This is a genomic window from Christensenella hongkongensis (assembly GCF_000981035.1).
Lineage (GTDB): Bacteria > Bacillota > Clostridia > Christensenellales > Christensenellaceae > Christensenella > Christensenella hongkongensis.
On the sequence record NZ_LAYJ01000103.1, the window covers coordinates 73,062 to 98,592 of the forward strand.

At 49.4% G+C, this 25,531-nt stretch carries 21 protein-coding genes and 1 pseudogene; 3 read left to right on the forward strand and 19 right to left on the reverse strand.

Going from position 1 to position 25,531, the window contains the following annotated elements:
• Window positions 1–37 precede the first annotated feature (37 nt).
• From arcC to CHK_RS09305, 5 genes are all read right to left on the reverse strand, one after another.
• Window positions 38–970, reverse strand: coding sequence for a carbamate kinase (gene arcC, locus CHK_RS09285; RefSeq protein WP_046443775.1), 933 nt, complete (start codon window positions 968–970; stop codon window positions 38–40).
• Window positions 971–1,226: 256 nt separating this feature from the next.
• Entirely contained in the window at window positions 1,227–2,330 is a 1,104-nt protein-coding gene (aguA, locus tag CHK_RS09290) for an agmatine deiminase (RefSeq protein WP_046443776.1), read from the reverse strand.
• Between the two features lie 61 nt (window positions 2,331–2,391).
• Window positions 2,392–3,780: an APC family permease gene (locus CHK_RS09295; RefSeq protein WP_046443805.1), complete on the reverse strand. Its 1,389-nt coding sequence runs from the start codon at window positions 3,778–3,780 to the stop codon at window positions 2,392–2,394.
• A gap of 202 nt (window positions 3,781–3,982) precedes the next feature.
• Complete coding sequence (gene ptcA / locus CHK_RS09300; RefSeq protein WP_046443777.1) at window positions 3,983–5,005, reverse strand: putrescine carbamoyltransferase; 1,023 nt, start codon at window positions 5,003–5,005, stop codon at window positions 3,983–3,985.
• A gap of 200 nt (window positions 5,006–5,205) precedes the next feature.
• Window positions 5,206–5,673, reverse strand: coding sequence for an acyl-CoA thioesterase (locus tag CHK_RS09305; RefSeq protein WP_046443778.1), 468 nt, complete (start codon window positions 5,671–5,673; stop codon window positions 5,206–5,208).
• 157 nt (window positions 5,674–5,830) lie between these two features.
• On the opposite strand from CHK_RS09305, the gene CHK_RS09310 reads away from it, so the two are divergent.
• Window positions 5,831–7,258, forward strand: coding sequence for an amino acid permease (locus CHK_RS09310; RefSeq protein WP_046443779.1), 1,428 nt, complete (start codon window positions 5,831–5,833; stop codon window positions 7,256–7,258).
• Between the two features lie 50 nt (window positions 7,259–7,308).
• Here CHK_RS09310 and CHK_RS09315 read toward each other — a convergent pair whose 3' ends face one another.
• The 6 genes from CHK_RS09315 to pyrB form a co-directional block, all read right to left on the reverse strand.
• A complete protein-coding gene (locus CHK_RS09315) occupies window positions 7,309–8,472 on the reverse strand; it encodes an ROK family transcriptional regulator (RefSeq protein ID WP_160295627.1) in 1,164 nt (387 codons plus the stop codon).
• Between the two features lie 191 nt (window positions 8,473–8,663).
• The gene (locus CHK_RS09320; protein WP_046443781.1) at window positions 8,664–10,481 is read right to left on the reverse strand and encodes a cupin domain-containing protein; all 1,818 of its coding nucleotides are present in this window, start codon (window positions 10,479–10,481) and stop codon (window positions 8,664–8,666) included.
• A gap of 207 nt (window positions 10,482–10,688) precedes the next feature.
• Complete coding sequence (locus tag CHK_RS09325) at window positions 10,689–12,164, reverse strand: aldehyde dehydrogenase family protein (RefSeq protein WP_046443782.1); 1,476 nt, start codon at window positions 12,162–12,164, stop codon at window positions 10,689–10,691.
• Window positions 12,165–12,368: 204 nt separating this feature from the next.
• Window positions 12,369–13,277 (reverse strand): ornithine carbamoyltransferase, encoded by a 909-nt coding sequence (gene argF, locus CHK_RS09330; RefSeq protein ID WP_046443783.1) that lies wholly within the window; start codon window positions 13,275–13,277, stop codon window positions 12,369–12,371.
• 82 nt (window positions 13,278–13,359) lie between these two features.
• A complete protein-coding gene (locus tag CHK_RS09335) occupies window positions 13,360–13,782 on the reverse strand; it encodes an aspartate carbamoyltransferase regulatory subunit (protein ID WP_046443784.1) in 423 nt (140 codons plus the stop codon).
• The gene (pyrB, locus tag CHK_RS09340) at window positions 13,782–14,702 is read right to left on the reverse strand and encodes an aspartate carbamoyltransferase (RefSeq protein ID WP_046443785.1); all 921 of its coding nucleotides are present in this window, start codon (window positions 14,700–14,702) and stop codon (window positions 13,782–13,784) included. Before pyrB ends, CHK_RS09335 begins: the two co-directional genes overlap by 1 nt.
• A 281-nt stretch (window positions 14,703–14,983) precedes the next feature.
• Between pyrB and CHK_RS16630 the strand changes: the two genes are divergently transcribed.
• Window positions 14,984–15,157: a hypothetical protein gene (locus tag CHK_RS16630; RefSeq protein ID WP_160295628.1), complete on the forward strand. Its 174-nt coding sequence runs from the start codon at window positions 14,984–14,986 to the stop codon at window positions 15,155–15,157.
• A 221-nt stretch (window positions 15,158–15,378) separates the two neighbouring features.
• Here the strand turns inward: CHK_RS16630 and CHK_RS09345 are convergent, their stop codons facing one another.
• Window positions 15,379–16,773: an MATE family efflux transporter gene (locus tag CHK_RS09345; RefSeq protein ID WP_046443786.1), complete on the reverse strand. Its 1,395-nt coding sequence runs from the start codon at window positions 16,771–16,773 to the stop codon at window positions 15,379–15,381.
• 243 nt (window positions 16,774–17,016) lie between these two features.
• Between CHK_RS09345 and CHK_RS09350 the strand changes: the two genes are divergently transcribed.
• Window positions 17,017–17,448 carry a MarR family winged helix-turn-helix transcriptional regulator gene (locus tag CHK_RS09350; RefSeq protein WP_052740485.1) on the forward strand — a complete coding sequence of 144 codons (432 nt, stop codon included), beginning with the start codon at window positions 17,017–17,019 and terminating at the stop codon, window positions 17,446–17,448.
• A 6-nt stretch (window positions 17,449–17,454) separates the two neighbouring features.
• On the opposite strand, the gene cls is transcribed toward CHK_RS09350, so the two are convergent.
• From cls to CHK_RS09385, 7 genes and pseudogenes are all read right to left on the reverse strand, one after another.
• A complete protein-coding gene (gene cls, locus CHK_RS09355; RefSeq protein WP_046443787.1) occupies window positions 17,455–18,990 on the reverse strand; it encodes a cardiolipin synthase in 1,536 nt (511 codons plus the stop codon).
• Window positions 18,991–19,153: 163 nt separating this feature from the next.
• A complete protein-coding gene (locus CHK_RS09360) occupies window positions 19,154–20,533 on the reverse strand; it encodes a TrpB-like pyridoxal phosphate-dependent enzyme (protein WP_046443788.1) in 1,380 nt (459 codons plus the stop codon).
• 405 nt (window positions 20,534–20,938) lie between these two features.
• On the reverse strand, window positions 20,939–21,409 hold the full coding sequence (locus tag CHK_RS15730) for a hypothetical protein (RefSeq protein WP_052740486.1): 471 nt from the start codon (window positions 21,407–21,409) through the stop codon (window positions 20,939–20,941).
• Window positions 21,410–21,486: 77 nt separating this feature from the next.
• Complete coding sequence (locus CHK_RS09370; protein WP_046443789.1) at window positions 21,487–22,635, reverse strand: alkaline phosphatase family protein; 1,149 nt, start codon at window positions 22,633–22,635, stop codon at window positions 21,487–21,489.
• A 99-nt stretch (window positions 22,636–22,734) separates the two neighbouring features.
• The gene (gene xylB, locus CHK_RS09375; RefSeq protein ID WP_046443790.1) at window positions 22,735–24,234 is read right to left on the reverse strand and encodes a xylulokinase; all 1,500 of its coding nucleotides are present in this window, start codon (window positions 24,232–24,234) and stop codon (window positions 22,735–22,737) included.
• Between the two features lie 153 nt (window positions 24,235–24,387).
• A pseudogene (locus CHK_RS16635) lies at window positions 24,388–24,726 on the reverse strand (SDR family NAD(P)-dependent oxidoreductase); the annotation flags it as partial.
• 24 nt (window positions 24,727–24,750) lie between these two features.
• Window positions 24,751–25,524 carry an SDR family NAD(P)-dependent oxidoreductase gene (locus CHK_RS09385; protein WP_046443791.1) on the reverse strand — a complete coding sequence of 258 codons (774 nt, stop codon included), beginning with the start codon at window positions 25,522–25,524 and terminating at the stop codon, window positions 24,751–24,753.
• Window positions 25,525–25,531: the final 7 nt, after the last annotated feature.

Consider the following 25,531-nt stretch of genomic DNA (forward strand, 5'->3'; position numbering starts at 1 on the left):
TTGAGGTATCCTTGATGGTTCAATCGCCGTTCCCCATTTATTGCTCGATTAATGTTCCGCTCTTCCCCTCCAATGCAAGAGGCGCTTTTTCGAGCGAGCCTATCACGGCCTTCCTGCCCGGAAGGCTTTTTGCAAACTCGCACGCCGCCTGCACCTTGGGCAGCATGCTGCCCGGCGCAAACTGTTGCTGTGCGATAAATTCCTGCGCCTCGTCGGGCGTCATATGTTCAATTTCCTGCTGGTTCGGTTTCCCAAAATTGATAAACACACGATCCACCGCCGTCAGGATAAACAGGTATTCCGCATGGACCAGCTCCGCGAGCTTTTCCGCCGCAAAGTCCTTATCCACCACAGCCGCAACGCCATGATAACCGGTCTCTGTCTTGATAACGGGAATCCCGCCGCCACCGCCGGCAATGATCACTTCTTTATCGCTGATGAGCGCATCAAGCGTCATATGCTCGTAAATGCTGACGGGCTTTGGCGAAGCCACCACACGCCGCCATCCCCGTCCGGAATCTTCAACGTATTTGCATCCTGTTTCCGCCATCAGTTTTTTCGCCGTCTCTTCGTCATAGAAGCCGCCGATTGGCTTGGTTGGGTTGGAAAAGGCCGGATCGTCCTCATCCACAATGACCTGTGTGAGCATTGTGATTACAGGCGTATCGTTACACCCCTGCGCTACAAGCTCCGCATCTATCGCCTGCTGCAGATGGTATCCAATATATCCCTGACTCATCGCCGTACATTCCGCAAGCGGCATTAATGGCGTATATCCGCCTTCGTACCCTTTTTCAAACGCAAGATTGATCATGCCTACCTGCGGGCCGTTTCCGTGGCAAACGATTACGTCGTTGCCCGCTAAAATCAGGGGAACAATCGCCTTTGCCGCATATCTCACTTTTTCTATCTGCTCCTCGGGGTTATTGCCAAGCGCATTCCCTCCAAGCGCAATTACCATTCTGCTCATCGTATTTTCCCTGCCTTTTCGGTATTTTGGGAGTATTCTAACCGTAAAACGAATCAAACATCCGTTCCTTTTATCCTGTTTTATAACAATTTGCCAAAAGATTGGTTACAGGCTTTTGGTATAAATTATATATGCAAGCGGTTTATGAAACGTTTCGCATTACCTGCATTATGTGAAACCGCTGTAAACCGGTGCGTTCCGGCACAACTCCGGGGCGGCAGAGCCGCCCCATGTGCCTTTTAAGTAGATGAATGTCTTATCTTTTCCCTGAGGGTTGTTGCTGCGTAATACAGTGGATGTTTCCGCCGCCAAGCAGGATTTCCCGCGCGGGGATCTGGACGATCTCCCTGTCCGGGAAGCATTCCTTAAGCGTCTGTACCGCTTTTTCATCGTTCGGATCGCCAAAACCCGGAACCGCGATTCCGCCGTTTGCAATATAGAAGTTGACATAGGAAGCCGCAAGCCTGTCGCCTTCCTCACGAGGGAGCGTACCATCTACCGCATCAACGCCTTCGGATTCCTCTTTTGTGATCGTCACAGGGGAAGGAACATACATCTTTACGATTTCAATCTTCCTGCCCTTTGCATCCGTCGTATTTTGGAGGATATCATAATTCTCTTTGGAGATCGCATACTGCGGATCGTTTTCGTCGTCCGTCCATGCGAGCAACACCTTACCCGGCTTCACAAAACAGCAGATATTATCGACATGGCCGTTGGTCTCGTCAAGATAGATACCGTTTTTCAGCCAGATTACCTTATCAGCCCCAAGGTAATCGCACAAAACCTGCGTAATCTCTTCTTTTGAAAGCTGCGGGTTCCTGCCTTCGGAAAGCAGGCATTCCTCGGTCACCATGACCGTGCCTTCGCCATCCGAGTGGATGCTGCCGCCTTCCAGGACAAAATCATCCAGGCGGTATCTGCCCTTATATTCCATATCGCACATTTTGCGCGCGACCTCGTCGTCCAGATTCCACGGGAAGTACAGGCCGTCAACAAGGCCTCCCCACGCATTGAACGTCCAATCTACGCCGCGCACCTCGCCTGTCTTGTCGTTTACGACAAATGTTGCGCCGCAATCGCGAATCCAGGAATCGTCGTTCGAGAGTTCCACAACGCGGATATCCTCAGGGAGCATTCCCCTTGCATTCTCGTATTGGTCTTCGTTCACGCCAACTGTAACAGGCTCAAATTTATTAATGGCCTTTGCAACCTCGACGAACACCTTTTGCGCGGGCTTTCCGCCCAGCCTCCAGTTATCAGGCCTCTGCGGCCACAGAATCCAGCAACCGTCGTGATGCTCAAATTCTCCCGGCATCCGGAAGCCGTCCGCCTTTGGTTTTGAAGTATAATTTTTCATATTAAACACTACCTTTCACTTTCAATATCCTTATTTCCGGCGGCGTTAAGGCCGCCATAAGTTACTCTTTTTGCTTAACCGCATCCGGCGGCGCTTTCCTTGTGGTAACCGCGGCAATGATTTCGCCAAGCACCACAGAAATCACCACGCCGATGATCAGCACTACATCCGGCTCCAGCATTCCCGTATCCGCATTGTAAGGGAACAGCAGGAATATGATCGCCAGAATCAGCAGCGCGAACGGCACCCATGTCATAAGGCCGATCATGCCTTTTTTGCCCGGTACTTTATAGGGGCGCTCCCTGTCCGGATCGGTCTTACGCAGCTTTTGGAAGGCCGGGAACAGGAAAATGTAGGATGCGAGCAGCGTTACTACGTTAAGGGCAAACAATGTCCAGAAGGAATCGACTGCGTCCGGGTTTACCTGCCCGAGAATCGCAGCGATCACCACAATGACCGTTGCCACCACTCCATTGATAATGTTGGCGCTCGACGGCACCTCGTCCTTGTTTTCTTTTTCGAATACCTTGGGCATTGCATGATCGCGCGCCGCATACATTGCGACATAGTTGACGCCAAACGACCACGAAGAAAGGTTTGCAATAAGTGAAAACATAAACAGAATGCCGATAATCACAAGGAAGATGCCCGGTGCGCTTGCCAGCAATATACCTGCCGCATCCATAAATCCACTGTCTACGGAAAGCTCGTTATATGGAATCGCAGCGCTCACGCCGAATGCGCCAAATAAGTAGAATATCGCAATCAGGATACCGCCGACAACAATCGCCTTTGGAATTTCCTTCTTTGGATTTTGCATGTCGCCTGCAAACGTCGTAACGACCTCAAAGCCCATAAAGTTAAACAGGATGATCGATATAAACGAAATACCCATCAGGGGCGAGATGTCAGCGAGCGAGCCTGAATTTGCAAAGCCGTTTACAACCGCGCCGTAAATACCCAGTACGCCCATCGCCACGATCAATATTACTTTGACGATCGTTCCAATGTTGATAAGCCATTTGCTTTGGCTCACCCGATAATTGCTGATTAATATAACAACCCAGATAAATACGAGCTGTATGACGAGAGTTACGATCCAGTTGATCTCCGCGCCTGTAACCGCCATCAGGATATCTGTGAACAAAACCGCCAACGACGCCATCCACAGCGGAAAATTAACCCAATAGTACCACGCGACGCGCGATCCGTTCTTACGTCCGAATGCACGCTTTACCCAATCGTAAAGTCCGCCCTCATCGTCGTAGGTTGTTCCGAGCTCTGCGGAAATCATTCCGTACGGCAGGAAAAAAGCAATGAGCATGATTGCCCACCAAATGTACTGCCATGGACCGATTGCCGCCGCAGGCGCTACCGCTTCCACAACAAGCACGATACATACCGCCGCGAGGACAGCGTCAAACAATTTGAATTTCTTCTTTGTAGCCATCATCTACCATTCCTCCTTCTCAGTTGCACATGCTTTGCCTTCGCTGCTATCCCTCGAAAGGGATGGTTTCAACGGGGAACAAAGCCTTTGCGCGTAATTATATTACCTTATTATTCCACACTTCCGCCCTCGTTATGCACCGACGGAAGCATCGGTATCAATATTTTTTTGGGGGCGGAAACCGCCCCCGCAGAAGTCAGGTTCAGATTAGCTTGATTTCTTTCATGTACGCTTCCAGTCCGGCCTTGGAAGCATCACGCGCTACCATATCGACTGGTTTTTCCGGATACATAAAGTACACGAGAAGCGCGCGCATCGCTGTCAGGCGATTTTCCGCTTCGTCGATAACGATGGAATACGGCGCGTCGATTACTTCGTCCGTTACTTCCTCGCCGCGCGATGCGGGCAGGCAGTGCATGAATTTTACCTCAGGAGAAGCCTTTGCGATCATTGCCGCATCCACCTGGTATTTTGGATAGAAAATACGCATGCGTTCTTCCTTGGAAAGCTCCGCTTCATACAGTCCATACCAAACATCCGTATAAATAAAGTCAGCATCCTTGATGGCCTCGTCCTCATCTTCCGTGATCAGGAAGCTGCCGCCTGAAACCTTGCAGTTTTCTTCCGCGATTTTCTGGAAATTTTCCTTGAGCTGAAAACCCTTCGGCCCAAACTGCACAAAGTTCATGCCAAGCTTTGTGGTAAGCATCATAAGCGAGGCGCAAACCTGCGTCGCGTCGCCCACGAATACAACCTTGCAATCCTCCATCTTCTTGCCCTTTGGAAGATGCTCTTTCATGGTGATTGCATCGCCCATTTCCTGCGTGGGATGGTTATAGTCGCTCATTCCGTTGATGACCGGAATAGAGGCTGCTCTGCCCATCTCAACAACCGTGCCGTGACGCTCTACGCGCGCCATCAGAATATCGACCAGCCTTGAAAGCACCTTTACCGTATCGCTCACGGATTCATGCTTGCCCATTTGTATCTGGCCCGGCGCGAGGTATTGTGCGTGCCCGCCCATCTGCGCCATTGCAGTTTCAAAGGAAACCCTTGTGCGCGTGGACGACTGCTCAAAAATCATACCCAGCACCTTATTTTTCATAAGCTGTGGATAATATCCCAATTTGATACATTTTTTGATTGCTATTCCGAGGTCAATCATCTCAACGAGTTCTTTCTTTGTAAAATCTGTAGTGTCAATAAAATCTTTGATACGAGCCATAACGGCGTCCTCCTTAGAATTTGGATTAATATAACACCGAAAAAAATTCGGTAAAAAGACATTTTGTTACTTTGTCGATGAAATGTGTTCCTCTGTTAGCTTCATCTTAATGAAAATCGTCCTTCAAGTCCATAGCTCCACAAGCTTTTGTAATAATCATAACGCATTTGACAGTTTGTTTCGTTCATGTGTACAAAATATCAAAACCCGGCGTTTTTCCTTCTCAAACGCTCTTCGCGCCGTTGCAGCGCACGCTCGTACTCCAGCTTTTCTTCGCTTGTCTCCGGCAGGAATTCCGGCACCTCCTGCGGGTTTCCATCGTAGCCCAGCGCTACAAAAACCAGGTATGCGGTATTGGTTCGCGTCTTTTTTTCACTGCGTGCCTTTTCGCTGTATACGTCTACACGCACTTCAAGCGACGTACGCCCCGTCCATGTGACGACCGCCTGCAGCGTTACGATAGCCCCAAGCGGAACCGGATGCTTAAAATCCATACTGTCGAGTGCGGCTGTCGTTACAATGGTATGCGCATGCCTTGTAGCGGCAACTGCCCCAACGATATCTACCCATTGCATGAGCGTGCCGCCATGCAGGTTCCCAAGCTGGTTAATATCCTCAGACATTACGATGTGCGTCGTTTCCGCACAGGCTCTTTTTGATCCTTCCATACTCAATTCCCCCAAATCGTATTGATAGTTTACTTATACCCAACTGTTTTTCATTTATTCAAAACAATTAAAATTATTTGCTTTCCTGCATAATCCGGAAATTGTTGTTTATTAATAATGAAACTGTTACTACAAAAAAGCTTTGGGAAGTATCACAATGAAAAAAATAACGTTCTTACAATTAATATTTTTAACAATGGCTTATTTTGCTTCGGTACGCCGCATCCCAAACATTGCCTACGCAGGCTGGGAATCCGTATCGTTCATGATCTTTGCGGTGCTTATGTTCGTAATTCCCATTTCCTTTGTGTCCGCGGAGTTCGCCACGGCAATGCCGGTAGATGGAGGCCCTTCCGTTTGGATCAGCAAAGCGATGTCCCCGCGCTGGGGTTTTATGGCTGCATGGCTGATTTGGGTACAGATGTGCTTTGGTATGGTGACCGTGGGCGCCGCGTTTGCGGATATGATCGCAACCATGCTGGGTGCGAAATCCCTGTTGAGCAACAACATTTTTATTGGCCTTATTGTGATCGCAGTTTTTTGGCTGATTACCTTCCTGATCATAAAGGGCGTTCCCATTACGCTGATCAGCACCTACGGCACGATCATCGGCCTCTTTATCCCGCTTGCGGTACTGCTCATTTTTGGGACGATTTATACATTTACCAACAACCCCGGCGTTTTTGAAGCGCCGTCTTTAAGCGACATGATCCCCAACGCAGGAGATATTGGGACGCTCTCGCGCCTTTCAGGCATCATATTCCTTTTTGCGGGCATGGAGCAGGCTTCCAGCTTTGCAAACCGCATCGATAACCCAAGAAAAAATTATCCGCGGGCGATTATACTGGCGACATGCCTCACCGCGGGATTATTTACTTATGCAGGCCTTATCACCGACTCTCTGGTTGCGGAGAGTAAAATTGCGCTTGCAGATCCCGCGCAGGTCTTTTCCGTTATGTTCAACAACTGGGGCGTGGGCTGGATCACGATTATCATTGCTGCAATGATTGCGCTATCGTGCATCACAGAAATCTCCGCCTGGACAGTCGGCCCTTCGCGTGGCATGCTGCAAAGCGCAAGAGCCGGTTCTCTTCCGCCCGTATTCCAGAAAACAAACAAACGCGATATTCCGGTTCCCCTGATGATCCTTCAGGCTGTAATTGTCACCGCGATTGCGTTGATTTTTGTATTTATTCCCGGAACAAACGGCGTATTTAATACAATCCTCACCATGGCGGTCGTATTATATTGCATTGTATATATTTTTATTCTTCTGTCCGGATTTATTTACCGCAAACGCCACCCCAATGAGAAGCACGCGTTTCAGCTTCCCGGCGGCAAGGTCGGCGCTGCAATCATTTCCGTAATAGGGCTTATCGGGGTGGGCTTTGTGATCGTCACCAGCTTCTTCCCTCCCGCTTCGCTCAAGCCGGACGAGCACGCGGGGTATATTCTGTTTATCCTGCTTGGAACGATCCTTTTAACGGCAATTCCTCTCCTCATTTACCGGTTCCGCAAGCCTTCGTGGAAAGTGGCTGAAGAGCGCACTGACGCATCCGTTGCGAAGGAGTCTGCCGATTCCTGAACAAGGCAACAAAAAACGCCTGATTATCATCAGGCGTTTTTATATTTGGGCTATATGCGGGAGAAAGCTTCAAAAACCAGTGCCAATCCTCCCATCGCGCCATTTCGTTCTCCGAATGCAAACAACGATTTCTTTGCTTCGCGCGCGCCGACCGGATACTCCATCCGTTCCAGATATTCAACAACCTTCTCATATAAAAGCGGGCATTCGTCGATAAAATCTCCACCAAAGCATATCTTTTGCGGGCTTAACAGGCACAGTGTATTTCCAACCGCCATGCTGATATAAAAGGCGCACTTTTTGACCGCCTCCACACACACCTCGTCTCCCTCCGTCACGCCTGCAACAACATCCTCAAATGTGACGTGCCCTTTCAGCCTGCTCTCTTGCCCGCCTGCCAGAAATTCTTTCGCATAGCGGACGGCAGCCTGCCCGTTTGCCTGCGCCTCAAGGCAGCCCCTGTTTCCGCAGGTGCAGGGATAACCGTCTACCTGCACAACCGTGTGCCCAATGTCCATGGATTCGCCTTCCTTCTCCTGGAAGATTCGTCCGTTTAAAACCAGCGCGCCTCCTATGCCAACTTCCCCAACCGTGATTCCAAAGATACGCTGGCTCCCGGCGTCCGCTCCAAACCAGTAATCCGCAAGCACAGCGCACGAGGTCTCCTTGCTTGTAAAAATCTTCAGCCCGAGCCTGTCTTCGAGGATGTCTTTGATTGGCACATTGAGCCATCCGGGAAAATTGGGCGGATTGATCATTATGCCCTTTGCATAATTACAGGGCCCGGGAATTGCAAGCCCAAGGCCCAAAACCTGTTCCTTTTCGATTCCAACTTCTTCGATTGCCTTTTCTACAATCTGCGCCATTCGCTCGATGATTTCGTCCCTGCCCTCCGCAAGGTCGATCTGCACGCGTTTGCCATACAGCACGTCGGCTTTGAAATCACTCACTACGCAGACAATATTCGTTACGTCGAGCTCAAGGCCCACCGCATAACCCGCTTTGGCGTTCAGCTCGAGCAGGATCGGCTTTCTGCCGCCCAGCTCAGACTCTCCGCTTCCCGTTTCGATCACATAGTTCTGTTCGATCAGCATAGCCGTGATATTCGTGACGGTTCCAGTAGTAAGGCCGGTCTTAGCCGAAAGGTCCTTTCGTGAGATATTTCCCGCCTTACGAATTTCACTGAGGATATTCTGTGCATTAATCTCTTTCATTTTTTTGTTGTTAATGCGTCCCTGTGCCATGGCTAACTCCTGAATCGTCTTTTACTATTATTTTATACGTTTTTTGACGAAATCTCAATAGATTCCTACGCTTCTTAAAAAACAGGGCACAGCCGTCCTGTGCCCTGTTCCAGTTACCGTGTCCCGGCGTTTCCCATACACGTTTGCCGGATTCGGTTTTCTCAGCCTTTTTTGAGACGAATCAATGCGATCGTGTTCTCTCCGCCGCTTTCTTCACTCAAAATTTCATATTCCCCAAATGACGCGGGAATTACCGCCGCCTGATAACGGTTCAGGCGCGTGCAAAGCTCCGGATTCTTTTTGGAACGGATGATCGCGCTCTTGCCGGCCGCTAAGGTCAGTACTTGTGCGAATTTCCCTTCCGTATCATTTTCAGCCCTGTCATAATAAAGAATACGCTCGATTTCAAACGGCATTTCCGGCAGGCTGGAATACCGCTCTTTATAGTAGTCCTTCGTCCACTTCACAACGCTGCGCTGTGCGCGCAGATGATCCTTCACGTAGCTTTCCCTGCGCCACCTGCTGTTTGGGAAAACATGATCCGGCTGCATTTTCATCGGGCTTCCTGTCATAGATTTCGCGTTATCATCCCATGTCTTTGCCGCATATCCGTACGAGAAGAAGGAGTATTCCGTACCCGCTACAGACGGGCAGGTATCCATCTCAAGCACCATCTGATTTCCGCCGTGGCCGTGGTCTGTTCCCGGTGGGATCAGATACAGGTCTCCCACCCGCGATTCCCAGCGGCACACATAATCCTTCCAGTCCTCAAAAAATGTTTTGTTATCGGATTCCCGGCATTTTCTCTCCCATGCTTCAAGATCTGCGTCATCCTTGAAGCCCATGAGCGTATTCGCCCCTTCATATGCTTCCATAATGTAGTAGGTTTCATACCGTCCAAGAGGCTCGTTAAAATGCTTCTTTACGTAATCCGTACTTGGATGGTTGTGGATCGGCATACTGCTTCTTTCCTGCGATACCGGCTTTTCGAAATACCCGTCGTCGCACCAGACGCTAAGCGGGAACAGTCCGGGATATTCCTTATCAATGGTTTCGCCGACAAGCTCTTTTCCATAGTAAGTCATATTCGAAAACGGCATATTGATCACAATCCCGTCTCCAATATCCGCCATCACTCCAAGCTCTACGCCCGCAAGCTCGTTCCAGCCGCTGCACGAAAGCCCTTTTACATCCCACAAATCTTTGAAGCGGTATCCTCCCCACGGGCCGGGCTGATATATCTCCACTTCCTTGATCGGGTATTTCACAAGCGTGGAGGCGATTTCCCGGTAGCTCTCCATGGGCATCAGCTTCAGGTCGTCCGCGCTGACCGCCTGCACATAGTAATCCGCTTTGCCAAACAAATTAAATTTCTGACGGATCAGCAGGTAGTAATCGCAATAATAATATTCCTTCCAGTTGTAATCCTTTTTGGGCTGCGTCTCGCCAAAGGGAACCAGTTCCCCGCCCCACATCTGCCACAGCATGGGCTGCTGCGTTTTATCAAAATAAAATACTTTGTCATATTCGCTATAAAGCTCTTCCACCGCGCTGCCGTAACCATAAACCAGGGTTGCCTGTTTGCGCGAAGCAAGCTCTTTTTTCAGTTCGCTGACTTTGCCCGGATCCATCACGTCACTGATGGTACCGCTATCGTTCACCCAGCCAAACGACGGATCGTCCGTAACAAAGGTCTTTTTATACTCCGCCATTTTATCCGCAGGCAGCGCATAATGCGCCGCCGGAAGAAGCTGCGCCTCAATCCCTCTTTTTTCAAGCTCTTTTCCAATCCATCCCGCAATCTTTTCAAATTCTACGCCATACCATCCGTCAAGCGCTATATTTGCGTGCTCCGTTACGGAAAATGCGTCTGCGATTGCTGCGACCACTGCGTCCGTACCCTGCACGACCGATTCCCTGACCTCAGGCTTTACGCTGATTTCATTCAATACGTTTTCTGTTCCTTCGTATAGTGGCATAAATCCATCCTCCTGTTTTTTTGTTTGCATCCTGTGTTGAGATTTGTTTTCATCGCCGATACCGGCATTTATTTATCAATTAATTTAAAGTTTAAATTAATTATATGCCCAACACCTTTCCCTGTCAAGCCCTTTATTTAAAAATTTACAAAACAAAGGGAACGGCGGCGGCCATTCCCTTTTCCTGAAATCAATATGAAGATCGATTTAAAACATACCCGCGGGTTTTTCTGAAAGGTTGATCAAAATATTCTTCATTTGCGTATAATGCTCCAGGATCACCTTATGTGTCTCGCGCCCGATTCCTGATTCCTTATATCCGCCAAACGGCGCGCCTGCCGGGAAGGAGTTGTATGTGTTTACCCACATACGTCCCGTCTTCACGCCGCGCGCAACACGGATGGCACGATTGAGGTCCTTTGTCCATACCCCGCCGGCCAGGCCGTAATCGCTGTCGTTCGCCATTTCGATCGCTTCTTCCTCCGTACGGAATTTGATTACAACCGCTACGGGCCCAAATATTTCTTCCTGCGCGACGCGCATGCCGTTTGTCACATCAACGAGGAGCGTGGGCCGCATAAAGCAGCCTTTGCCAAGGCCGTTTTCCGTCATACGTTCTCCGCCGCACGCCACCTTTGCCCCTTCCTTTTTGCCAATTTCAATATAGTCCAATATCTTTTTGAGTTGTCCTTCCGATATCTGCGCGCCCATCTGCGTATCTTCCTTCCACGGCTCGCCGACTTTGACGCGATTGAAACGCTCCACTGCATCCGCAACAAATTTATCGTAGATACCCTCCTGTACAAAAACGCGCGAGCCTGCGCTGCACACCTGCCCCTGATTGAACAGGATGCCCATTTGTACGCCTTCCATTGCCATATCCCAGTTACAATCGTCAAAGAAGATATTCGCGGATTTTCCACCCAGCTCGAGCGTCGCCGGAATCATCTTCTCTGCGGCGGCCTCGGCAACCGATATGCCGACCTCTGTGGAGCCTGTAAACGCAAGCTTGCTGAAGCCTTTGTTTTTCAGCATATATTCGCCCGACTTTGAGCCCTTGCCTGTGATTACGTTAAATACGCCCGGCGGGAGTACATCCTGCGTCAGCTTTGCAAACTCAAGCATACTGAGCGGTGTACTGCTGGAGGATTTCAATACCGTGCAACAGCCGGCTGCAAGCACCGGGGCGAGCTTCCATGCTGCCATCAGGAAAGGAAAATTCCATGGAACGATCTGCCCCACTACGCCAATCGGTTCGCGCAGGATGAGGTTCAGTGTGTTTTTGTCGAGCATCACAGCTTCGCCTTCCTCTGTGCGGACTGCACCCGCAAAATAACGGAAATGGTCCGCCGCAAGCGGTACGTCCGCACCCATTGTCTCACGAATGGGCTTACCGTTATCCATCATCTCGATTTGTGCAAGGCGCTCTCTGTTTTCATCAATGATCTCCGCAATTTTGATCAATATTTTTTGCCGTTCCTCCGGGCTGACGTCCTTCCACGTTTCCCATGCCTTCCATGCCGCCTTTACTGCGTGATCCACGTCCTGCTCCGTCGCCTCCGCGCACGTTGCAAGGCGTTCCCCGTTTGCCGGGCAATACGTTTCAAAAGTGCCCGCGTCGCTCGCATCCACCCATTTCCCGCCGATGTACAGCTTATAACTATCGTCAATATACTTTGCCATTTGATTTCCCTCCGATTATTTTTTACTCCCGTGACTCCTGTGCCGCGCACAGGCCTGTTTCTTTGCTTCATTTGTAACCAAACGGCGTATTGTGAACATTAAAATCACAAAAAAATGCCGTGCGTTTTATTTTCGCACAGCATTTCATTTTGAAACAATTTTATTGTGGATAGTCTTCTGTTGCTTTTATGCTCCGCAGATACTTTATTGATCTCCCATCAGCATGACCATAACAGCCTTTTGCGCGTGCATACGGTTTTCCGCTTCATCAAAAATCTCCTGTGCGTGCGCTTCGAATACGTCCGTTGTGATTTCTTCCTCCCGGTGCGCGGGCAGGCAGTGCTGTACCATCGCATCCGGCTTTGCCACAGCCATAACGTCCCTGTTGATCTGGATGCCCTGAAACGCCTGCTGGCGCTCCTTTACCTGCGCCTCGTGGCCCATGGACGCCCAAACGTCTGTAAAGAGCACGTCCGCATCCTTTGCCGCGGCATAAACATCGCCGGAAATAGAGAACTTCGGATTTCCCTTTGCAAACTCGAGCACAGACTGGTCTGGGTAATAGTTTTCCGGTATCGCGCAGGCGACCTCCATTCCAACCGTTAATCCTCCTACGATCAGCGAATTTGCCATGTTGTTGCCGTCGCCGATATACGCCATCTTAAGCCCGTCAAAACTCTTTTTGTATTCACGGATGGTCATCAGGTCCGCAAGCACCTGACACGGATGCGCAAAGTCGGTGAGGCCGTTGATGATCGGAATGCTGCCGTATTTGGCAAGATCCTCAACTTCCTTCTGCGCGAAGGTGCGGATCATAATCCCGTCAAGATAGCGGGAGAGTACGCGCGCCGTATCTTCCACCGGCTCTCCCCTGCCTATTTGCAGGTCGTTCGAAGACAAAAACAGGGGATAGCCGCCGAGCTGGTACATCCCTACCTCAAACGATACGCGCGTCCGCGTGGAAGACTTCTGGAAAATCATGCCCAGCGTCTTGCCCGCGAGAAGCGGATGCTTCACGCCCTGTTTATTCTCCGCTTTCAGCTTGTCCGCCAAATCGAGTATTTCAATGATCTGCTCTTTAGAGAGATCGCTCATTTTGAGTAAATGTTTCATATCAAAAAAACCTTCCTTATTTTTATTCTGGTTTCAACATTTATAATTATACATCAAAATGAATATTTATGCAAATTATTTTTTACCGTTCCGCCTGTTGTTCACAGTATGCACAGCGGTATACGCCGCGTTCCTCATCCGCCAGATTGAACACATGCGGTAATTCCTGCTCTACAGATGTAATGCAGCGTGGATTTTTGCACTTTACAATATTCACCACGCGCGTAGGGAGCGTCAGGTTCATTTTATCGATAATCTTCCCGTTGTCGATGATATTCACCGTGATATTCGGATCAATGAACCCCAGCATGGCAAGGTCTGTCTCGATCTCATCTTCAATTTTGATGATATCTTTCTTTCCCATACGGTTGCTTTTTACATTCTTGATAATCGCTACGGCGCAATCAAGCTTGTCAAGTCCGAGATAATTATAAATACTCATAGCCTTTCCAGCCTTGATGTGGTCGATTACGACTCCTCTTTCCAAACTATCGATACTCAGCATTACGCATTTACCTCCAACATCGTCATGATAAGGGCCATACGGACATATTTGCCAAACAACGCCTGCCGGAAATAAGCCGCTCGCGGATCCTTGTCCACCTCAACAGAGATTTCATTTACCCTGGGGAGCGGGTGCATTACAATCATATCCTCTTTTGCACGTTTCATTTTTTCCGTGTCGAGGATATAGCTGTCACGCAGGCGTACATAATCCTCTTCGTTAAAGAAGCGCTCACGCTGCACGCGCGTCATATAAAGGATATCAAGCTCTGAGATAATCTCCTCCAGACGTTCGTACTGCACGTATGTCACATTTTTGTTGTTTTTGAGCACGTCCTCTTTTACGTAGCGCGGCACTTTCAGTTCCTTTGGAGAAATCAGCACAAACTTGATATTCTCATACCGGGACAACGCGCGAATCAGCGAATGCACCGTCCTGCCGAATTTCAGGTCTCCACACATTCCGATTGTCAGATTATCGAGCCTCCCCTTTAAGGAGCGTATCGTGAGAAGGTCTGTCAAAGTTTGCGTGGGATGCTGGTGCCCGCCATCGCCCGCGTTGATGATCGGTATCTGCACGTTTTGCGAGGCGACCATTGCAGCACCCTCCTTTGGATGGCGCATTGCAATGATGTCTGCGTAGCATTCCACCGTGCGCACCGTATCCGCGACGCTTTCTCCTTTGGAAGCGGAGCTGTTGTCCGCCCCTGCAAAGCCGATTACATCGCCGCCAAGCTCGTGCATGGCAGCCTCAAAGCTCAGGCGCGTGCGCGTTGAAGGCTCAAAAAAAAGTGTCGCCAACTTTTTGTGCCGGCACACTTCCTGGTATTTGGTCGGTTCTTTGATAATGTCTCCCGCAAGGTCTAAAAGTTCGTCTATCTCTTCCACAGAGATATCCATTGGATCCAATAAATGTTTCATGAATTTCCTCCCGTTTTTGTTTTGCACTGGCACAAAAAAACGTCTTCTGTGCACCAGAAAGACGTTGTAACCGCATAAAAATGATGTATCAACCTTATCAGCCTCTCTGTACCAATTTAAAGGTTCTTTGTATCCTCAACTATTTTACTACACAAATTCACCGATAGCAACCACAATCCAAAACTTTCTTTTAAAATCAATGTATTTAATGTTTCCATGTCAGGAAAACTGTCTATTTTAGAAGCAGAACGAATCATGACTGATAGAAAGGAAGTGTAAACATGGTGCACAATATGGCTCTCAAATTTGCGGCGTTATCCGCAGTGATCATTCTCGGTTTGGTGATGATTTTTGTCGGACTATCCTCCACACCGAACGTTGTGCAAAATTTTGCACAAAACCTGCAGGCATCCCGCACGGAAGCGGCGGAACCCGTTTCCCAGGCGATTCGCTGAGTGCATGATCGTTATATCTCTTTATCTCTAAAAGCGGCTTGTGAAAGCGACAGGCAAGGCTTTGCACCGCCGCGGTCAACAAAAACAAACGGACGCACCGCCAAACAAGGCATTGCGTCCGTTTTTTGCATCAAAGCAAAATTTTGCGGCCACCCCTTCGCACCTGAACGTGCGCCGCAGGGTTACATACTCTTTGCGTCTTCACCCGTACGCATTCGTTTTCAGGAATAAACCTCCTGCATTGGCGCGTCCTGCTCTTCCACAAGCGGATTGATTTCCTTTTTGTATACCCGTTTCAGGAACAGGATACACAAAACAACCGCCGCAACCTCTGCAATCGGGAACGCCCACCATACGGTGTCGAGTCCCCCAAACACGGAAAACAGGTATGCCACCGGAAGAAGCACCACAAGCTGCCGGACAATCGATACAACCATACTCAGCACACCGTTTCCAAGCACCTGGAATACGGAAGACGTTACGATTCCAAATCCCGCGCATACAAAGCTCAGGCTGATAACATGCAGGGCGGTGGTTCCGATTTCCATCATTGTCTGCGATGCGTTGAAGATGGAGAGTAACTGGGCCGGGAACAGTTGGAATACCAGAAGGCCTATCAGCATAATACCGACGGCATAAATGATGCTCAGCTTGATCGTTTTCGTAATGCGCGTCTTTTTACGCGCCCCGTAATTATACGCAATAATCGGCACCATACCGTTATTGAGTCCAAACACAGGCATAAATACAAAGCTTTGCAGTTTAAAATAAATTCCGAATACAGCCGCCGCAGTCGACGAATAGGCAAGCAAAATCACATTCATTCCAAAGTTCATGATCGAGCTGATGGAAACCATGATGATCGACGGTATGCCAACCGAATAGATCCGTTTGATAATTTTTCCGCTTGGACGGAATTTTTTAAGCGACATCGTAATTTCCGTATTCTTTTTCTTATTGATCACCGCGGCGACAATGCAGGCAACAATTTGCCCGGTAACCGTCGCGAGAGCCGCGCCCGCGACGCCCATTTCCGGGAAACCAAAATAGCCGAATATCATAATCGGATCGAGTATGATATTAATGATTGCGCCGATGAGTTGCGTGATCATCGTATAGAACGTTTTTCCTGTGGATTGCAGCAGCCGCTCGAAGGCAAACTGGCCAAATAATCCAACTGAAAAAACGCAGCAAATCGTCATGTAGCTTGTCCCATAATCCACGATTTCCGAAATATCTGTCTGCATCTCGAAAAAGGCCCTTGAACAGAATATCCCAACGCACGCAAATACAATGAAGCTTAAAAGTGCAAGGAATACCGCATGATTTGCCGTTTTATTAACGCGTTTGAAATTCTTTTCCCCAAGGCTTCTTGACAAAAGCGCATTGATTCCGACTCCCGTACCCGTACCCACTGCGATCATCAGGTTCTGGATCGGAAACGCAAGCGATACGGCTGTCAGAGCATTCTCGCTGACCTGCGCTACAAACATGCTGTCCACAACATTGTAAAGCGCCTGGATCAGCATGGAAAGCATCATGGGCACAGACATCGAGATCAATAGCTTATTGACGGGCATAACGCCCATTTTGTTTTCCGCCACTTGCTTTGGCATATGATTCCCCCATTTCAATCTTTAAAATTATTTTTATAGTTGCACTTGCAACTATATGAGCAAAAAAACAAGCTACACGCAGTAGCTTTCAGTTGCATTTGCAACTATATTGATAGTTTAATAAAAAATCGAAACATTGTCAAGAATCATTCTGAGATTTGTTTCCCGTATCCTCGATTGACAACCCCAACAATGAGAGCTACAATAAAAGTTGCAATCTCAACCATTCAGGAGATGAATTCTATGTCCGAAATGCCTAATATGTTGAAAGAGATTTCCACCCTGTACAGAAAGACACAAATGTATCTCGAAGAAAATTTAAAACCGCTTTCCCTTTCCAAGGGGCAGGCGACCTTTATCATGTGCATCTGCGACCACAAAGTCCTTACGCAAAACAAGCTTGGAGAAATGCTTGACATGGATAAAAGCACGGTCGCAAAAACGCTTGCACGTATGGAGCAGCAGGGATATATCACCCGCAGCACCAACAGCGATGACAGCCGCTCGCTGAATGTGCGCCCGACTGAAAAAGCGTGGAGTATCTATCCAAAGACACGGGCCATTGGCGATCAATGGTGTGAAGAGATCACAAAAGACCTGACCGGCATCGAGAAAGATATCTTCTATCAGCTGATGCAACGGACAGGCCTCAATGCAACCCGATATTTCGAATAAGTTATTTTACATCAACGGGGCGAACACGCGAAGCAGCGCCTGCATCAGGCGTACATACCACTTCCTGCCCCGCGCCTCTTCATAAGTGACCTCTTGGCATTCGCCAAGCGTATTGAGGTAATCTTCCCTGAGCTTTGCAATCGCGGATGTCTGATACATCCACACTCCGCATTCATAGTGCAAAAACAGGCTGCGGTAATCCAGATTAATCGTTCCGACAATCCCGAGCTTGTCGTCGCACACGAAGGTTTTGGAATGGATAAAGCCCGGCGTATATTCGTATATCTTCACACCCGACTCCAAAAGCTGCTCATAATAGGCGCGCGTTACCAAAAACACCATTTTTTTGTCCGGTATATGGGGCGTTGTGATGCGTACGTCCACCCCGCTCTTTGCCGCATTGGTAAGCGAAGACATCAGCTGGTTATCCAAAATCAGGTATGGCGTATTAATATAAATGTAATCCGTCGCCCTGTTAATCATATTCAGATAGGTGTTTTCGCTGACGTATTCGTTATCCATCGGATCATCTGAGAATGGCTGCACATAGCCGTCCGATTCATATTCACGGATAAACCGTTCCTCAGGCCGGAACACCGAATAATCGGAATCCTCCTGCGTCATGAACTCCCACGCCTGCAGGAACATAAGCGTGAGAGACCACGCCCCCGCGCCCTTGAGCATAATTGTCGCGTCTTTCCATGTGCCGAAACGTTGAATGGCATTGATGTACTCATCCGCCAGGTTTGCCCCGCCGCAAAACGCGGTGTGTCCGTCTATGGCGGTAATTTTCCTGTGGTCGCGGTTGTTGAAGATGGAGGAAAGCTCCGGCTTCAGAGTGTTGAACACCACGCATTTGATACCCATTTCACGTAGTTTTTTATAATAATGGTATGGAAGCGTACGCGCACAGCCCATGTCGTCGTACATAAACCGGACGTCTACGCCTTCGCTTACCTTTCGCTTGAGTATTTCAAGAATACTATTCCACATCACGCCTTCCTGCACGATAAAATATTCCATGAAAATATACCGCTCGGCTTTTTCAAGCTCAATTTTAAGCTGCTCGAAAAAGTCCACGCCCATTGGGAAATACTGCGTTTTTGTTTGGTCGTAAACCGGAAACATACTGGCATTGCGAATATAGTCCGATTGCCGCTGTACGTTTTTGTCCTGTTGTCCGATTTCGCGAACGATCCTGCGGTCCTGACCGAGCAGCTTATTCGTGCCCTCATATACCTCTTTTGCCCGCCTCCTCATTTTCCGGCTCAGCTGCCGCTGGCTGAAAAACAGATACAGTAAAATTCCAAGCACAGGCAGCACGAGGATCGGTATGATCCATGCCAGCTTATAGGAAGAATTTTGCCTTTTATTCACGATATAGAGAGCCATAACAAGGCTGAGTATGAAAAATATCGTACGGATAAACTCTGATTGTTCGTCAAAATAAAGAAACAGGCTGATAATAATCCATGCCTGAATGCCAATCAACGCGAACACAATGAACATCCGGCTGGTAAAAAAACTCAAAATTTTTTTCATAAGGTACTCCCGTCGTCGTTATCCTTTTCATTTTACGTCAGCGGCTCCTGCTTTGCAAGCCTGCACGTTTTTTGCGCCCATCCTTTGGCGGCCCTTTTCAATCCTTTCGCGGCAATAAAAAAGCCGTGCCTCCATTTTGGATGCACGGCTTCTTTCCTTTACCTTACTTTTCCAGCGCGGATACGTCCGGCAGGCTGTCAAAGCCCTTTTGAAGCTCCTCATCGGTTGGGATGTAGTCGTTCATTTTCCCATCGTGATAGGATTCGTATGCCGTCATATCAAAGTATCCGGTTCCCGTCAGGCCAAAGAGAATCGTTTTTGCCTCTCCCGTTTCCTTGCAACGCAGCGCTTCGTCAATCGCAGCGCGGATTGCGTGTGCGGACTCCGGTGCGGGAAGAATCGTTTCCTTCTTTGCAAAAAGCACGGCGGCTTCAAACACTTTGCTCTGCTCCACGGAAACCGCCTCCATGTATCCGTCATGATACAATTTGGAAAGAATGGGCGACATTCCATGATACCGCAGGCCGCCCGCATGGTTTGCCGAGGGGATAAAGCCACTTCCAAGCGTATACATCTTAGCCATAGGCGTAATTTTACCGGTATCGCAGAAATCATACGCATATTTCCCGCGCGTAAGGGACGGGCAGGATGCAGGCTCTACCGCAACAATACGCGGATTTGCCTTTCCTGTGAGTTTATCCTGCATAAACGGTGCGATAAGGCCTCCAAGGTTGGAGCCGCCGCCAGCGCAGCCGATGACCACGTCCGGATATTCGTCCAGCTTTTCCATCGCTATTTTGGATTCCAGTCCGATAATCGACTGGTGCAGCAACACCTGATTGAGCACCGAACCAAGCACGTAGCGGTATCCCTCTGTGGAAACCGCCTTCTCCACCGCTTCCGAAATCGCGCAGCCAAGGCTGCCTGAGGTATTTGGATTCTCCTCGAGAATCTTCCTGCCGATTTGCGTCGTGGTGCTGGGGCTTGCGATTACATCCGCGTCAAATGTCTGCATAACTGCCTTGCGGAACGGCTTTTGCTCATACGAAACCTTGACCATAAATACTGTGAGCGGAAGGCCGAAATACGAGCAAGCCTCTGCGAGCGCCGTGCCCCACTGGCCTGCCCCCGTCTCTGTCGTGAGACCTGTAAGGCCCTGGTCCTTTGCATAATAAGCCTGCGCGATCGCTGAATTCAGCTTGTGGCTGCCCGATGTATTATTGCCCTCAAACTTGTAGTATATCCTGGCGGGCGTACCGAGCTCCTTTTCCAGATTGAACGCGCGGATCAGCGGGGACGGACGGTAAATTTTATACATCTCGAGAATCTCTTCCGGGATGTCCACATAACGCGTCTCATTGTCCAGCTCCTGATGTGCCAGTTTTTTGCAGAAAACCGGATAGAGGTCCTCCTCCACTGCCGGTTTCATTGTCGCCGGATTGATGAGCGGATCCGGCACTTCTTTCATATCTGCACGCATATTGTACCACTGCTTTGGCATCTCGTCTTCACTTAAATAGAGCCTGTGCGGAATCTTTACCATTTTCTTGTTCTCCCTTCAACATTGTTTTATTTGTCATAAACAAAAAGACCTTTGTCCCAATCTCTGGGACAAAGGTCTGAAACCTCTGCGGTGCCACCCGAATTGACGCGAAGCGTCCTCTCATAAGCAATCAATCAACTGCTTTTCCCTCATAACGGCGGGAATTCCCGTCAGGTATTACTCGGCGCGCTGCCTTTCTCCCTGCCCTCATCAGTCCATTCACCCAAAGTCCTGTGCTGCGGCGATCTCACCATCCGCCACTCTCTGAAAAGCGGTTCTTTCGGTTACTCTTCTGAATCACTGGTTTCGTCTTTATTTATGATTTTATATTATATCAGAAATCGCAAAGCGCTGTCAAGCGTTTCTTTCCGGCATACCGCCGTGAAAAGTCTTTATCGCAGACTATTACAGCATTCCGGAACAGCCCAGAATACCTACGACGCCCGTAATGACCAATAGCAGCGGAATCAGGGATAGCACAAGGCCTGCAATCGCAAGTCCCCTGCCTTCACCCCTCGATTTTGAAAGTGCAATGCCAACGATCGAAAAAATAAGCCCCAAAAGCAATAGGATTGCTCCAAAGAAAGGCACCCAACACAGAATCAGCCCAATCAGCGCGCACACAAACCCTGCTGCCGCGCACCCGTTTGACCTCGTTGCGGCAGGCGGAGCCGTATGGTAATGGATATGCTGCTCGATTGGCGGTTGCTGCTGCATATACGGCTGCCCCTGCATTGGCTGCTGCCCGGCATACTGCTGGCCCTGCGGCGGTGGCGGTTGCTGCGCGTATTGCTGCTCCTGTACCGGTGGCTGCTGCTGTTGCTGCTGATTGTTATTGCCTTCACCTGGCTGCTGGTTCCCGTTCATCTGTTCCATATGATCTTCCTCCTGATATGGTTTTACCATAAAACCTTATTCGCTGAACAAAAAAGCCTGCCAGCGGAAAACCCAGCTTAATTATGCTGCATTCCCTTTAACTGGGCGGCAGTGACCTCAAAGTGTTTATCCCTGCAATCCTGCTCGGTAAACCGTCCGTCCTGCTGTTTTTCATCTGTGGAATCGTAGAATAAAAACGGCACCGGCTCCCCGCCGTGGCTGCCCGTATCCGAAAATGTAAAATGGTCGGAAGCAATCGAGAGGGTATAATCATCCTCAATGCTTTCGAGAAACGGCTTCAAAAACACGCGGTCAATCGATTCGATTGCCTGCATTTTTTCCACCGGCATCAGTTCGTGGCTCAAATCGTCCGTTTCCTGAATATGCACATAGATGTCCTCGTATTCGCGTACTGCCTTCACTGCTTTTTCAAGCTTCTCCTCCAGAAAATCGTCAAAGCTGCGTCCTTCACGTTCTGTTCCAATATTTGGCAGACCTGCAATCGTTGTAATCCCATCCATAAGCAGCGTCTCTGAAAGCGCTACGCGTCCACGCGTATCTCCTTTGATTTCCGGCATGATAGAAGCGCCCCAGAACCATAATCCGTTTGCCGGGATTCCCTTATCCTTCAGGAAATCATATGATTTCTTCATCAGTTCAAAAAATTTCGCCTGTTTGCCCTCCGTCCTGATAAACGGCGCGATATCCTGGCCGATGATGTCGTGCGCAGGTTCAAAGTCTACCGGATACAGCTTTTTGCCGCCCTTTACGATCAGAATATTGCGGAACGAACCGCAGTAATGAAGCTCATATTCGCCTCCAAACACCTCTTCGGCAAGCTCCTTCATTACCGGCTCCGCCACCTGTGTGGCGATGTCGTACGCGCTGTAGCTCTTGATACGGCTCGTTTCAAAGCTGTCTCCTTCAAAGGTTACCATATTGCAGCGGATGTACATATCGTCCTCATTCATCGGCATATGCAGCCCCGCAGCCTCGATGATCGCGCGGCCCCTGTAGGTATGCGGATCAAAGCCCAGCAAACTCAGGTTTGCGACAGCGCTTCCCACTTCAAGCCCTTTTGGAATCGTAAGCACCGTCCCACCCGTGGATTTTTGGAATAACCCGTCGAGCGCGGGCGTTTTTGCGTATTCCAGCGGCGTTTTATTACCCAAAGCAGCATTCGGCCTGTCTGCCGAGCCGTCTAATACGAGAGTAATTTTTTTCATGTCCTTCCTCCTCTGTGCAAATCTCATTTACCCTTTTATTATACGTCACTTTGCACCCTTGTTCAATGCGTATTTCCCGCATCGGAAGCAACAATTATCCTATTCTGCCTGCCGGAACCTGCCAAGTTGCGAATAAACGTTTTTCAGGTCGTGGTAGCTCTGGGAAAATACTTCCATCAGTTCCCCGTATACCTGCCGCTCCTTAGGATTTGGGGAAACAGCCCTGTCCACGTGGATGAATCCCTTCGCATCGTCGAAATCAGCGTAAATCCCAAGCCCGACCACTGCTGCCGTAGCAGCTCCAAGCGACGTCGCGTGCTTGTTGTTCTGCACCTTGCAAATCTGTGCATCCATTATGCTGCTCAAAATCTGCCGCCACGTATCGTTTTCGCTCCCACCGATCTGGTTTAGCTGCGTGATTGGTATAAAATCACGGAACGCGTCCAGAATAAGCCCGAGGTTCATACTGATGCCCTCGGTAACGGCACGCATCATGTCTCCCCTGTTATGATTCATGGCAAGCCCGACAAACGATCCCCGCGCGCCCGGATCCCAGATCGGCGCGCGTTCGCCGGACAGGTATGGCAGAAAAACGAGCCCGTTCGCCCCTGCCTGTGATTTACCGATTTCCTGTTCCGCAAGGCTGAACGCATCCGCCTCACCGCGGTAAAGCATATCGATCATCCAGTTATACACGTTCCCGCACGAAGAGGTCGGGCCGCACGGCATATACATTCCCTTTTTGAGGTGCAGGAAGTTAATCACCCGCATCTTATCGTCCAAAAATGGTTTTTTGGTGGCAGCGCCCACCCATGCGGACGTTCCCATACAAATATATGCGCTGTTTTCCTCCACAGCGCCCGCGCCCACAGCCGCGCACGATCCGTCGCCGCCGCCGCAGACCACGCGCGTTCCCTGCGCGAGCCCCATTTCACGCGCAATCCCGCCACAAACCTCGCCGACAATATCCGTCGATGCGACAACCTCCGGCAATAAATCCGGGCTGATCCCTGCCGCACGGCAGATTTCCTCCGACCACGCAAGCCGGTTGATGTCGTAAACGCCCATGCCGGACGCGTCCGAATAATCCGTCACATATCGTCCGGTGAGCCGGTAGATCACGTAATCCTTCGCTCCGACGATCCGGTATGTTTTGGCAAAAAGCTCCGGCTCATGCTCCTTCAGCCACATCGCTTTTTCAATCGTATAGACAGGGCTTGCCCTGTGTCCTGTAATGCGGTATACATTTTCCGCTCCCATCTCGCGCACGATGATTCCGGTCTGTTTTTCCGCACGCTGATCGCACCAGATGATTCCGTCATGCAACAAATTCCCATCCCGGTCGAGACAGACGCACGCCTGCATCTGCCCGCTGAAGGTAACCGCCAAAATATCTTTGCTGTCTACGCGGCTGGCAATGCTTTTTGTCGTTTTGACCACCGCTTCCAGCCAGTCCTGCGGGGATTGCTCCGCACACCCCGTTCCAAAATAATTTGTATTATAGTGATAGGTCTCGTCCATCACAACCTTACCGTCGGTTCCTACCAGAGTCGCTTTGTTTCCCGACGTGCCAAGATCGTGTGCAATTACATATTCCATCCCCATTTACCTCCTGTTATTTCCTTCATTTTATACGCATTGGCAATAAAATTCAAATTTACTTTTCAGGAAACGGGAAAGACGCGCCGCAAAAAAGCAGCGCGTCTTTCCCTGTCGTCCAAAGGGAACGGTTCATTTATTATTTTAGCCTGCTCAGCACATCTCCAGTCCTCCGCTTACATTGAGTGATTCGCCAATCGTATAACCCGAATCCTCCGAGCAAAGGAATACGAGCGCCCGCGCGATATCATCGCCCGTGCCATGCCGCTGGACAGGAATCGCCATGCGGTATTTTTCCCTCATTTCTTCAAAGGATACTCCTTCGATCTCCGCTTCTTCCTTCAGGGACTGTACGTGCATTTCCGTATACATATTGCCCGGACAGATCGCATTTACAAAGACGCCATGCTTGATTGCCTCAAAGGCAAAGGAACGGGTAAAATTGAGTATCGCCGCCTTTGACGCGCAATAAACCGCAAAATATCCATATCCGCGTTTTGCATAGGTTCGGCTACTTTAAAATAATATTTTCCCTCCGGCTATACTGATTGCCACTCCCGTAATGTAGCTTGATTTATCGCTTGCCAGAAAGGACATCAGCTCGCCGATCTCATCCGGACGTGCCATTCGCTTTAACGGAACATTTTCCAAAAAGTCTTTTTTGCATTCCTCCGGCGTCATTCCAAGGAGAGGCCCTCTTTCCAAAAACACCTGCTGCATAATGGCAGTATCCGTATAGCCGGGGCATACCGCGTTTACGTTGATTCCATATTCTGCCAATTCCAACGCCATCACCTGTGTCATCATAACGATACCCGCCTTCGAAATGCAATATACTCCGTTTCCTGCTTCGCCTACCTTTGCCGCCTGTGAGGCGGTATTGACAATTTTACCATACCCTTTTTCGATCATGATTTTGCTGACAAGCTGGCTTAAAAAGAAAGTCCCCTTTAAATTGATATCCATGACTTTATCCCAGTCTCTTTCCACCAGTTCGTCCAATCTTCCCGCGTGGGAAATGCCCGCACAGTTCGCAAGAATATCGACTGTCCCAAATTTTTCCACCGTCCTTTGGACGGACGCTTCACAATTTTCCTTTTTTGAAACATCTGTTATGCAGTAAATTGCGTTTCCGCCTCCCGCATTGATTTGTTCAGCCGTCTCTTTAAGTCCTTTTTCATTCAGATCAAAAAGTGCAATTTTTGCACCGTATGAGGCCATATTGAACGCAACCGCCCGGCCGATTCCCCGTGCCCCTCCCGTTACAATAGCAATTTTATCTTTTAACATGATGCTC